Origin of the sequence: Escherichia sp. MOD1-EC5433 (assembly GCF_002966005.1) — a bacterium.
Taxonomy (GTDB): Bacteria; Pseudomonadota; Gammaproteobacteria; order Enterobacterales; family Enterobacteriaceae; genus Escherichia; species Escherichia ruysiae.
In genome coordinates, this window is sequence record NZ_PTRL01000008.1 from 19878 (window position 1) to 32132 (window position 12255).

At 49.9% G+C, this 12255-nt stretch carries 12 protein-coding genes; 11 read left to right on the top strand and 1 reads right to left on the bottom strand.

The genetic code is table 11. The features are described 5' to 3' along the window. Nucleotide 1: 1 nt before the first annotated feature. From hflD to roxA, 5 genes are all read left to right on the top strand, one after another. Nucleotides 2-643, top strand: coding sequence for a high frequency lysogenization protein HflD (gene hflD, locus C3D30_RS16020; RefSeq protein ID WP_001297479.1), 642 nt, complete (start codon nucleotides 2-4; stop codon nucleotides 641-643). Nucleotides 644-646: 3 nt separating this feature from the next. Further along, on the top strand, nucleotides 647-2017 hold the full coding sequence (gene purB / locus C3D30_RS16025) for an adenylosuccinate lyase (RefSeq protein WP_105284879.1): 1371 nt from the start codon (nucleotides 647-649) through the stop codon (nucleotides 2015-2017). Between the two features lie 157 nt (nucleotides 2018-2174). Continuing rightward, nucleotides 2175-2846 (top strand): two-component system response regulator PhoP, encoded by a 672-nt coding sequence (gene phoP, locus C3D30_RS16030; RefSeq protein ID WP_001265481.1) that lies wholly within the window; start codon nucleotides 2175-2177, stop codon nucleotides 2844-2846. Beyond that, the gene (gene phoQ, locus C3D30_RS16035; protein ID WP_000735426.1) at nucleotides 2846-4306 is read left to right on the top strand and encodes a two-component system sensor histidine kinase PhoQ; all 1461 of its coding nucleotides are present in this window, start codon (nucleotides 2846-2848) and stop codon (nucleotides 4304-4306) included. Before phoP ends, phoQ begins: the two co-directional genes overlap by 1 nt. 75 nt (nucleotides 4307-4381) lie before the next feature. Then, nucleotides 4382-5503 (top strand): [50S ribosomal protein L16]-arginine 3-hydroxylase, encoded by a 1122-nt coding sequence (roxA, locus tag C3D30_RS16040; RefSeq protein ID WP_000456504.1) that lies wholly within the window; start codon nucleotides 4382-4384, stop codon nucleotides 5501-5503. 48 nt (nucleotides 5504-5551) lie between these two features. Here roxA and pepT read toward each other — a convergent pair whose 3' ends face one another. Then, on the bottom strand, nucleotides 5552-6778 hold the full coding sequence (gene pepT / locus C3D30_RS16045) for a peptidase T (RefSeq protein ID WP_000359429.1): 1227 nt from the start codon (nucleotides 6776-6778) through the stop codon (nucleotides 5552-5554). 249 nt (nucleotides 6779-7027) lie between these two features. Between pepT and potA the strand changes: the two genes are divergently transcribed. The 6 genes from potA to C3D30_RS16080 are packed head-to-tail and all read left to right on the top strand — an operon-like array spanning nucleotide 7028 to nucleotide 12140. Continuing rightward, on the top strand, nucleotides 7028-8164 hold the full coding sequence (gene potA / locus C3D30_RS16055) for a spermidine/putrescine ABC transporter ATP-binding protein PotA (RefSeq protein WP_000531593.1): 1137 nt from the start codon (nucleotides 7028-7030) through the stop codon (nucleotides 8162-8164). Continuing rightward, nucleotides 8148-9005 carry a spermidine/putrescine ABC transporter permease PotB gene (gene potB / locus C3D30_RS16060; RefSeq protein WP_000799415.1) on the top strand — a complete coding sequence of 286 codons (858 nt, stop codon included), beginning with the start codon at nucleotides 8148-8150 and terminating at the stop codon, nucleotides 9003-9005. Before potA ends, potB begins: the two co-directional genes overlap by 17 nt. Next, nucleotides 9002-9796 carry a spermidine/putrescine ABC transporter permease PotC gene (gene potC, locus C3D30_RS16065; RefSeq protein ID WP_105287119.1) on the top strand — a complete coding sequence of 265 codons (795 nt, stop codon included), beginning with the start codon at nucleotides 9002-9004 and terminating at the stop codon, nucleotides 9794-9796. The genes potB and potC overlap by 4 nt, the downstream gene beginning before the upstream one ends. Next, nucleotides 9793-10839 carry a spermidine/putrescine ABC transporter substrate-binding protein PotD gene (gene potD, locus C3D30_RS16070; RefSeq protein WP_000759337.1) on the top strand — a complete coding sequence of 349 codons (1047 nt, stop codon included), beginning with the start codon at nucleotides 9793-9795 and terminating at the stop codon, nucleotides 10837-10839. The genes potC and potD overlap by 4 nt, the downstream gene beginning before the upstream one ends. A 57-nt stretch (nucleotides 10840-10896) precedes the next feature. After that, nucleotides 10897-11358 carry a DUF3592 domain-containing protein gene (locus tag C3D30_RS16075; protein WP_105287120.1) on the top strand — a complete coding sequence of 154 codons (462 nt, stop codon included), beginning with the start codon at nucleotides 10897-10899 and terminating at the stop codon, nucleotides 11356-11358. Then, a complete protein-coding gene (locus C3D30_RS16080) occupies nucleotides 11355-12140 on the top strand; it encodes a TPM domain-containing protein (RefSeq protein WP_105287121.1) in 786 nt (261 codons plus the stop codon). Before C3D30_RS16075 ends, C3D30_RS16080 begins: the two co-directional genes overlap by 4 nt. The last annotated feature ends 115 nt before the right edge of the window (nucleotides 12141-12255 follow it).

Sequence of the window (12255 nt, forward strand, 5' to 3'; positions counted from 1 at the left end):
CGTGGCAAAGAATTACTATGACATCACCCTCGCCCTGGCCGGTATTTGTCAGTCGGCTCGCCTGGTGCAACAACTCGCTCACCAGGGGCATTGTGATGCCGATGCGCTACACGTTTCACTCAACAGCATTATTGATATGAACCCCAGCTCCACGCTGGCGGTTTTTGGCGGTAGCGAAGCCAACCTGCGCGTCGGGCTGGAAACCCTGCTCGGCGTGCTCAATGCCAGCAGCCGTCAGGGCTTGAACGCTGAGTTAACCCGCTACACCCTTAGCCTGATGGTGCTTGAGCGTAAACTTTCATCTGCCAAAGGTGCGCTCGACACTCTGGGTAACCGGATTAACGGCCTGCAACGCCAGCTCGAACACTTCGATTTACAGTCCGAAACGCTGATGAGCGCGATGGCTGCCATCTATGTTGATGTTATCAGCCCGCTTGGCCCGCGCATTCAGGTCACCGGTTCCCCTGCTGTATTGCAAAGCCCGCAGGTGCAGGCGAAAGTTCGCGCTACCCTGCTGGCAGGCATTCGCGCCGCCGTGCTCTGGCACCAGGTCGGCGGTGGACGTCTGCAACTGATGTTTTCTCGTAATCGCCTGACCACTCAGGCAAAACAAATTCTTGCTCATTTAACCCCGGAGTTGTGATCTATGGAATTATCCTCACTGACCGCCGTTTCCCCTGTCGATGGACGCTACGGCGATAAAGTCAGCGCGCTGCGCGGGATTTTCAGCGAATACGGTTTGCTGAAATTCCGTGTACAAGTTGAAGTACGTTGGCTGCAAAAACTGGCCGCGCACGCAGCGATCAAGGAAGTTCCTGCTTTTGCTGCCGACGCAATCGGTTACCTTGATGCAATCGTCGCTAATTTCAGCGAAGAAGATGCTGCACGCATCAAAACCATCGAGCGTACCACTAACCACGACGTTAAAGCGGTTGAGTATTTCCTGAAAGAAAAAGTGGCAGATATCCCAGAACTGCACGCGGTATCTGAATTCATTCACTTTGCCTGTACTTCGGAAGATATCAATAATCTCTCCCACGCATTAATGCTGAAAACCGCGCGTGATGAAGTGATCCTGCCATACTGGCGTCAACTGATTGATGGCATTAAAGATCTCGCCGTTCAGTATCGCGATATCCCGCTGCTGTCCCGTACCCATGGTCAGCCAGCCACGCCGTCAACCATCGGTAAAGAGATGGCAAACGTTGCCTACCGTATGGAACGCCAGTACCGCCAGCTTAACCAGGTGGAGATCCTCGGCAAAATCAACGGTGCGGTCGGTAACTATAACGCCCACATCGCCGCTTACCCGGAAGTTGACTGGCATCAGTTCAGCGAAGAGTTCGTCACCTCGCTGGGTATTCAGTGGAACCCGTACACAACCCAGATTGAGCCACACGACTACATCGCCGAACTGTTTGATTGTGTTGCGCGTTTTAATACCATCCTGATCGACTTTGACCGTGACGTCTGGGGTTATATCGCTCTTAACCACTTCAAACAGAAAACTATCGCTGGTGAGATTGGTTCTTCCACCATGCCGCACAAGGTTAACCCGATCGACTTCGAAAACTCCGAAGGTAACCTGGGGCTTTCCAACGCGGTATTGCAGCACCTGGCAAGCAAACTGCCGGTTTCCCGCTGGCAGCGCGACCTGACTGATTCTACCGTGCTGCGTAACCTCGGTGTGGGTATTGGTTATGCACTGATTGCTTACCAGTCTACCCTCAAAGGCGTGAGCAAACTGGAAGTGAACCGTGACCATCTGCTGGATGAACTGGATCACAACTGGGAAGTGCTGGCTGAGCCGATCCAGACAGTCATGCGTCGCTATGGCATTGAAAAACCGTATGAGAAGCTGAAAGAGCTGACTCGCGGTAAGCGCGTTGACGCCGAAGGTATGAAGCAGTTTATCGACGGTCTGGCGTTGCCAGAAGAAGAGAAAGCGCGCCTGAAAGCGATGACGCCGGCTAATTATATTGGTCGTGCCATCACGATGGTTGATGAGCTGAAATAATCCCCTGTCAAGGCCGGATGGCGATGCTGTCCGGCCTGCTTCTTAAGCTAATCTTTTCCTGTATTACCTCCCCTACCCGCTGGTTTAATTAATGTTTACTCCCATAAACACATAATCGCGTTACACTATTTTAATAATTAAGACAGGGAGAATAAAAATGCGCGTACTGGTTGTCGAAGACAATGCGTTGTTACGTCACCATCTTAAAGTTCAGATTCAGGACGCTGGTCATCAGGTCGATGACGCAGAAGATGCCAAAGAAGCAGATTATTATCTCAATGAACATTTACCGGATATTGCCATTGTCGATCTTGGCTTACCTGATGAAGATGGCCTGTCGCTGATCCGCCGCTGGCGTAGCAATGATGTTTCACTACCGATTCTGGTATTAACCGCCCGTGAAAGCTGGCAGGACAAAGTCGAAGTTTTAAGTGCCGGTGCTGATGATTACGTGACCAAACCGTTTCATATTGAAGAGGTGATGGCGCGTATGCAGGCGTTGATGCGGCGTAATAGCGGTCTGGCTTCGCAGGTTATTTCACTGCCACCGTTTCAGGTTGATCTCTCCCGCCGTGAATTATCCATTAACGACGAAGTGATCAAACTGACCGCGTTTGAATACACCATTATGGAAACGCTAATCCGTAATAACGGCAAAGTGGTCAGCAAAGATTCGCTGATGTTACAGCTCTACCCGGATGCCGAATTGCGGGAAAGCCATACCATTGATGTATTAATGGGCCGACTGCGTAAGAAAATTCAGGCGCAATATCCGCAAGAAGTGATTACCACCGTTCGCGGCCAGGGCTATCTGTTCGAATTGCGCTGATGAAAAAATTACTGCGTCTTTTTTCCCCACTCTCGCTACGGGTACGTTTTCTGTTGGCAACAGCAGCGGTAGTGCTGGTGCTTTCGCTTGCCTACGGGATGGTCGCGCTGATCGGTTATAGCGTCAGTTTCGATAAAACCACTTTTCGGCTGTTACGTGGCGAGAGCAACCTGTTCTATACCCTCGCGAAGTGGGAAAACAACAAATTGCATGTCGAATTGCCCGAAAATATCGACAAGCAAAGTCCTACTATGACACTGATCTATGATGAGAACGGGCAGCTTTTATGGGCGCAGCGTGACGTTCCCTGGCTGATGAAAATGATCCAGCCTGACTGGCTGAAATCTAATGGCTTCCATGAAATAGAAGCGGATGTTAACGATACCAGCATCTTGCTGAGTGAAGATCATTCTATACAGCAACAGTTACAGGAAGTACGGGAGGATGACGACGACGCTGAGATGACTCACTCGGTGGCAGTAAACATCTATCCGGCAACGCCGCAGATGCCGAAGTTAACCATTGTGGTGGTTGATACCATCCCTGTAGAGCTTAAAAGTTCCTATATGGTGTGGAGCTGGTTTGTCTATGTGCTTTCAGCCAACCTGCTGTTAGTGATCCCTCTGTTATGGGTCGCCGCATGGTGGAGTTTACGCCCTATCGAAGCCCTGGCAAAAGAAGTCCGCGAACTGGAGGAGCACAACCGGGAACTGCTCAACCCCACCACCACGAGGGAACTTACCAGCCTGGTACGTAACCTGAACCGACTGTTAAAAAGTGAGCGTGAACGTTACGACAAATACCGCACCACGCTCACCGACCTGACACACAGTCTGAAAACACCGCTGGCGGTGCTGCAAAGTACGCTACGTTCCATGCGTAGTGAGAAGATGAGCGTCAGCGAAGCAGAGCCGGTAATGCTGGAACAAATCAGCCGCATCTCGCAGCAAATTGGCTACTACCTGCATCGCGCCAGTATGCGCGGTGGTACATTACTTAGCCGCGAGTTGCATCCTGTCGCCCCACTGCTGGACAATCTCACCTCAGCACTGAACAAAGTTTATCAGCGTAAAGGGGTTAATATTTCCCTCGATATCTCGCCAGAAATCAGCTTTGTGGGTGAGCAGAATGATTTTGTCGAAGTGATGGGCAACGTACTGGATAACGCCTGTAAATACTGTCTTGAGTTTGTCGAAATTTCAGCCAGACAAACCGATGATCATCTCTATATTGTGGTCGAGGATGATGGCCCCGGTATCCCGAAAAGCAAGCGTGAAGTGGTCTTCGACCGTGGTCAACGGGTTGATACCTTGCGTCCAGGACAAGGTGTTGGTCTGGCAGTCGCACGTGAAATTACCGAACAATACGACGGAAAAATCATCGCCGGAGAGAGTATGCTCGGCGGTGCACGAATGGAAGTGATTTTTGGTCGCCAGCATTCTGCGCCAAAGAGTGAATAAATATGCCCTTTCTTCACGCATTACGTTAAGCATCCGTTATAATCGGTTGCAGATACCCGCCTATGGACGCTTAACATGGAATACCAACTTACCCTTAACTGGCCCGATTTTCTTGAACGCCACTGGCAGAAACGTCCGGTAGTGTTAAAACGCGGCTTTAATAATTTTATTGACCCAATCTCTCCAGACGAGTTGGCGGGTCTGGCGATGGAAAGCGAAGTCGACAGTCGACTGGTCAGTCACCAGGATGGCAAATGGCAGGTCAGCCACGGCCCGTTCGAAAGCTACGATCATCTCGGTGAGACCAACTGGTCATTGCTGGTGCAGGCAGTGAATCACTGGCATGAACCAACCGCCGCGCTGATGCGTCCGTTCCGTGAATTACCGGACTGGCGCATTGACGATCTGATGATCTCATTTTCCGTACCTGGTGGTGGCGTCGGCCCGCATCTCGATCAGTACGACGTGTTTATTATCCAGGGCACCGGTCGTCGTCGCTGGCGGGTCGGCGAAAAGCTGCAAATGAAACAGCATTGTCCGCACCCGGATCTGTTACAGGTCGATCCGTTTGAAGCAATTATCGACGAAGAACTGGAGCCGGGCGATATTCTTTATATTCCACCGGGATTCCCGCACGAAGGCTACGCGCTGGAAAATGCGATGAACTACTCTGTCGGTTTTCGTGCGCCCAATACGCGGGAGCTGATCAGCGGTTTTGCCGATTATGTGCTGCAACGTGAGCTGGGCGGTAATTATTACAGCGATCCGGATATCCCTCCTCGCGCCCATCCGGCTGATGTTCTGCCGCAGGAGATGGATAAACTGCGTGAGATGATGCTCGAATTGATCAACCAGCCGGAACACTTTAAACAGTGGTTTGGCGAGTTTATTTCCCAGTCACGTCATGAACTGGATATCGCGCCGCCAGAGCCGCCTTATCAACCGGATGAAATCTACGATGCGCTGAAACAAGGTGATGTACTGGTTCGTCTGGGTGGTCTGCGCGTATTGCGCATTGGTGATGATGTATACGCCAATGGTGAAAAGATCGATTCTCCGCACCGTCCGGCGCTGGATGCGCTCGCCAGCAATATTGTGCTGACCGCCGAGAATTTTGGCGATGCGCTGGAAGATCCGTCATTCCTCGCGATGCTCGCGGCGCTGGTCAATAGCGGGTATTGGTTCTTCGAAGGGTAAGTTTGAATGTAAGCCGGATGCGGCATCACATGCCGCATCCCTTTTCGCTTACTTCCGTTGCGCCGTTAACTCGGCAATACGCACGATCACCTGCACCGCTTTTTCCATTCCTTCCAGGGTCACAAATTCATGTTTACCATGATAGTTGTAACCACCAGTGAACAGGTTCGGGCACGGTAATCCCATAAACGACAACTGCGCACCGTCGGTGCCGCCACGGATCGGTTTCAGATCCGGTTCAATATCACAATCACGCATCGCCTGCTGGGCGATATCGAGAATATGCGGATGATCCACAATTTTCTCGCGCATGTTGTAGTAACTGTCTTCAATCACCAGTTCAATGTAGCAGTCAGGGTGCAGCCCTTTGCCCACTTTCTTGGCAATTTCCATCATTTTACGTTTGCGTGCTTCAAACTGTTTACGGTCGAAATCACGAATGATGTAGTGCATATCGGCACGCTCAACGGTGCCTTTCATGCTCGTCAGGTGATAAAAACCTTCATAACCTTCGGTAGTTTCCGGGCTTTCATCCGCCGGAACTTCTGCATGAATACGTGCGGCCAGCGATAGCGCGTTAACCATCACGCCTTTTGCCGAGCCTGGGTGAACGTTGTTACCGACAATTTTGATATTCACCGATGCGGCGTTGAAGTTTTCAAACTCAAGTTCGCCTACGCCACCGCCATCGACGGTGTAAGCCCAACGGGCATCAAAGGCGTCAACATCAAAGTGTTTCGCCCCTTTCCCCACTTCTTCATCTGGCGTAAAGGCGACGCGAATATCACCATGCGGAATGTTTTTCTGTTGCAGTACCGCCAGCGCGGTCATGATTTCTGCAATACCTGCTTTGTCATCGGCACCTAACAAGGTTTTACCATCGGTGGTAATCAGCGTCTGACCCAGAAGCTGATGCAGAACCGGGAACATAACCGGTGATAAAACTTCATCGCCGATACCCAGCGCAATGTCACCACCACGATAGTTTTCAACAATTTGCGGATTTACATTTTTACCGCTGCAATCCGGAGAGGTATCCACATGAGAAATAAAACCAATCGCCGGGATATCGCCAGGAACGTTAGCCGGTAACGTCGCCATTAGCGTTCCTTTCTCACTTAAGGTCACATTGATAAGCCCCATCTCTTCGAGCTGATCTTTCAACAGATGCAATAACTTCCACTGACCTTCCGTGCTGGGAACCTGTCTCACTCCCGCTTTTGATTGGGTATCCAGAGACACGTAGTTCAAAAAACGCTCAAGTAGTTTATCCATGTAGTCACCCTCACTTTTCGTGACAACATTATTAAGAAGCAAGAAAAGACAAATATTGCGTCAGGTCACTTTTACCCCTGCAAGCGGGAATATTTATCAACATTACCTTAATCAATATAAAGCTAAGCCAGTAATTCACAACAAGGATTGGCGATTCCGATGGTTTGCCGTAGAATTACCGCCCTCATTAAGAGTCACCAAGGTGGTTAACCACAAACCCCGCATCGGTAAGCCATCCGTTGCGTTTACATGGGACAGAGTAAAAAATTGAATAAACAACCGAGTTCGCTTTCACCGCTGGTGCAATTGGCGGGAATTCGCAAATGCTTTGATGGTAAAGAAGTCATTCCCCAGCTTGATCTGACTATCAACAATGGCGAGTTCCTCACGCTGCTTGGCCCTTCTGGCTGCGGTAAAACAACCGTTCTTCGCCTGATTGCGGGTCTGGAAACTGTTGATTCCGGGCGCATCATGCTGGATAACGAGGACATCACCCACGTTCCGGCGGAAAACCGCTATGTGAACACCGTTTTCCAAAGCTACGCGTTATTCCCCCACATGACCGTATTCGAAAATGTGGCCTTTGGCTTGCGTATGCAAAAAACCCCCGCTGCTGAAATTACGCCTCGCGTGATGGAAGCCCTGCGGATGGTACAACTGGAAACCTTCGCTCAACGCAAACCGCATCAACTCTCTGGCGGTCAGCAGCAACGCGTGGCCATTGCCCGCGCGGTGGTTAACAAGCCTCGTCTGTTGTTGCTTGATGAATCGCTTTCCGCGCTGGATTACAAACTGCGCAAACAGATGCAGAACGAGTTAAAAGCGTTACAGCGAAAACTTGGCATTACTTTCGTCTTCGTTACCCACGACCAGGAAGAGGCTCTCACTATGTCTGACCGGATTGTGGTGATGCGCGATGGTCGCATTGAACAAGACGGCACACCACGTGAAATCTACGAAGAGCCAAAAAACCTGTTCGTTGCCGGGTTCATTGGCGAAATCAATATGTTTAACGCCACGGTGATCGAACGTCTCGACGAGCAACGCGTACGCGCCAACGTTGAAGGCCGCGAGTGTAATATTTACGTTAACTTCGCCGTTGAGCCGGGGCAAAAACTGCATGTTCTGCTACGCCCGGAAGACTTACGCGTTGACGAAATCAACGACGATAACCACGTCGAAGGGCTGATTGGTTACGTTCGCGAACGCAACTACAAAGGCATGACGCTGGAGTCAGTTGTCGAACTGGAAAATGGCAAGATGGTGATGGTCAGCGAATTCTTTAATGAAGACGATCCTGACTTTGACCACTCTCTCGACCAGAAAATGGCCATTAATTGGGTAGAAAGCTGGGAGGTCGTACTGGCTGATGAAGAACACAAGTAAGTTCCAGAATGTAGTGATTGTCACTATTGTCGGTTGGCTTGTGTTGTTTGTCTTTCTGCCCAACCTGATGATCATTGGCACCAGCTTTTTGACCCGCGACGACGCCAGTTTCGTCAAAATGGTCTTTACGCTGGATAATTACACACGTCTGCTCGATCCGCTCTATTTTGAAGTGCTCGTGCACTCGCTGAATATGGCGCTGATCGCCACTCTCGCCTGCCTGGTACTGGGCTACCCGTTTGCCTGGTTTCTGGCAAAATTGCCGCATAAAGTGCGACCGCTGCTGCTGTTTCTGCTGATTGTTCCGTTCTGGACCAACTCACTGATTCGAATCTACGGGCTAAAAATTTTCCTCAGCACCAAAGGCTATCTCAACGAGTTCCTGCTGTGGCTGGGCGTTATTGATACCCCAATTCGCATCATGTTCACCCCCAGCGCGGTGATTATCGGTCTGGTTTACATTCTGCTACCGTTTATGGTGATGCCACTCTATTCCAGTATTGAAAAACTGGATAAACCTTTACTGGAAGCGGCACGCGATCTCGGTGCCAGCAAACTGCAGACTTTTATCCGTATTATTATTCCGCTGACGATGCCAGGAATTATTGCCGGATGTCTGCTGGTGATGCTGCCAGCCATGGGCTTGTTCTATGTATCCGACCTGATGGGCGGTGCGAAAAACCTACTGATCGGTAACGTCATCAAGGTACAGTTCCTTAATATTCGTGACTGGCCGTTTGGTGCTGCCACCAGCATTACGCTGACTATCGTAATGGGTCTGATGTTGCTGGTTTACTGGCGCGCTTCTCGTTTGCTGAATAAGAAGGTGGAACTCGAATGATCGGTCGACTGCTTCGCGGCGGTTTTATGACCGCTATCTACGCGTACCTGTATATCCCAATCATTATTTTGATTGTGAACTCCTTTAACAGCTCGCGCTTTGGCATTAACTGGCAGGGTTTTACCACCAAATGGTATAGCCTGCTGATGAACAACGACAGCTTGTTACAGGCGGCGCAACATTCACTGACGATGGCGGTATTCTCGGCGACGTTTGCTACGCTTATCGGTTCACTGACGGCGGTTGCGCTGTACCGTTATCGCTTTCGCGGTAAGCCGTTCGTTAGCGGAATGCTGTTTGTGGTGATGATGTCGCCAGATATCGTGATGGCGATTTCTCTGCTGGTGCTGTTTATGCTGTTGGGTATTCAGCTTGGCTTCTGGTCGCTATTCTTCTCGCATATCACCTTCTGCCTGCCATTTGTGGTGGTGACAGTGTATTCGCGCCTGAAAGGTTTTGATGTGCGGATGCTGGAAGCGGCGAAAGATCTCGGCGCCAGCGAATTTACCATTCTACGGAAAATCATTTTGCCACTGGCAATGCCGGCTGTGGCGGCGGGCTGGGTGCTAAGCTTTACCCTGTCGATGGACGATGTGGTAGTTTCGTCGTTTGTCACCGGACCGAGCTATGAAATTCTGCCGTTAAAAATTTATTCGATGGTCAAAGTCGGCGTATCGCCAGAAGTTAACGCGCTGGCAACCATATTACTGGTGCTGTCGCTGGTGATGGTTATTGCCAGCCAGCTTATTGCTCGTGATAAAACGAAAGGTAACACAGGGGACGTTAAATGAAAAAATGGTCACGCCACCTGCTCGCGGCGGGTGCTCTGGTACTGGGCATGAGCGCCGCTCACGCCGATGACAACAACACGCTGTATTTCTACAACTGGACCGAGTACGTGCCGCCAGGACTGCTTGAACAGTTCACCAAAGAAACCGGTATTAAGGTTATCTATTCGACTTACGAGTCAAATGAAACCATGTACGCAAAACTGAAAACGTACAAAGACGGTGCCTATGACCTGGTGGTTCCTTCAACCTATTACGTCGATAAAATGCGTAAAGAAGGGATGATCCAGAAGATCGACAAGTCGAAGTTAAGCAACTTCAGCAACCTCGATCCAGACATGCTCAACAAGCCGTTTGACCCGAATAACGACTACTCCATTCCGTATATCTGGGGTGCGACGGCGATTGGCGTTAACGGTGATGCGGTGGATCCGAAATCCGTTACCAGCTGGGCCGATCTGTGGAAGCCTGAGTACAAAGGCAGCCTGCTGCTGACCGATGATGCCCGTGAAGTATTCCAGATGGCGCTGCGTAAGCTGGGCTACTCCGGTAACACTACCGACCCGAAAGAGATTGAAGCTGCGTATAACGAGCTGAAAAAACTGATGCCAAACGTCGCAGCGTTTAACTCCGATAACCCGGCTAACCCGTACATGGAAGGCGAAGTTAACCTCGGCATGATCTGGAACGGCTCTGCTTTCGTTGCGCGCCAGGCGGGTACGCCAATTGACGTGGTATGGCCGAAAGAAGGCGGCATTTTCTGGATGGACAGCCTGGCGATCCCGGCAAATGCCAAAAACAAAGAAGGCGCGCTGAAATTGATCAACTTCCTGCTGCGCCCGGATGTGGCAAAACAGGTTGCCGAAACTATCGGTTATCCAACGCCAAACCTTGCGGCGCGTAAGCTGTTAAGCCCGGAAGTGGCGAACGATAAAACGCTCTACCCGGATGCTGAAACCATTAAAAATGGTGAATGGCAGAATGACGTTGGCGCAGCCAGCAGCATTTATGAAGAGTATTATCAGAAGCTGAAAGCAGGACGTTAATTCAGCAAACGGGCGGTGGTATTACCGCCCGTTTTTTATTTAGCAAGGATGTGGCTAATGAGTCAGGACAGTAACGTTTTATCCCGCTCTTTCGTCGGTATTGGTTTGGTACTGCTCGTTATTTCTGTTGTTATATTTTACAACCAGTTCACCTATACCAAAAATGCGATGCATACCGAAGGAGTCATTGTTGATGCCGTCTGGTACAACAATCATTCAAACGACGTCGGTGATAATGGTTCCTGGTATCCAGTGGTTGCCTTTCGCCCTACACCAGATTACACGCTAATTTTTAATTCGAGTATTGGTAGTGATTTTTATGAAGATAGCGAAGGTGACAGAGTCAATGTCTATTATCCGCCAGGGCATCCAGAAGAAGCCGAAATAAACAATCCCTGGGTTAATTTTTTTGAATGGGGCTTTGTTGGCATAGCAGGCATTATTTTCGGTGGTATCGGTCTGATAATCATGGTCCCCTCCTCTAAAAAATCACGCAGGAAACGGAAGTCCCGCCCATGAAAAAATTCATGATACTGCTCAGTTTACTGATATTTCTGCCTCTGACGGTAACCAGTAAGCCCTTAATTCCAATAATGAAGACACTTTTTACGGATGTTACAGGTACTGTACCAGATGCTGAAGAGATCGCGCGTAAAGCAGAACACTTCCACCAACAAACCGGGATCGCGCCATTTATCGTGGTTGTTCCTGGCATTAATGAAGCCAGTCTCAGGCAAAATGGCAAAGCGATGCTGGCGTATGCGTCATCTTCATTGACTGATGTAAAAGGGAGTGTTCTGTTAATCTTTACTACCCGCGAGCCACGGTTAATTGTGATAACCAACGGCCAGGTTGAAAGCAGCATGGACGATAAACATCTTGGCCTTCTGGTAGAAAATCACACGCTGGCTTATTTACATGCGGACCTCTGGTATCAGGGAATCAATAATGCCCTGGATATTTTGCAAGCACAGATATTAAAACAACCGACGCCACCACTGACATATTATCCGCATCCCGAACAAAAGCATGAGAATGATCCGCCAGGCAGCACCTCGACATTAGGTCTTTTTGCCTGGGCAGTTGCATTCATCATCTTTGCTGCAATTTTTAACTACACGTCGCGCTTTTATTATGCCTTAAAATTTGCAGTGGCCATGACTGTCGCCAATATGGGCTATCAGGCTTTATGCCTGTATATCGATAATAGCTTTGTGATTGTTAAAATATCGCCGCTCTGGGCGGGGCTGATTGGAGTCTGTACGTTTTTTGCAGCACTGTTATGGACGAGTAAAAGTTAAAAGAGGCCGGTAAAGTGCGCGTGTATTATGCCGGATGCGGCGCGAACGCCTTATCCGGCCTACAAAACCCGCAAATTCAATTAATTGCGCCCCATCGTAGGCCTGATAAGCGTAG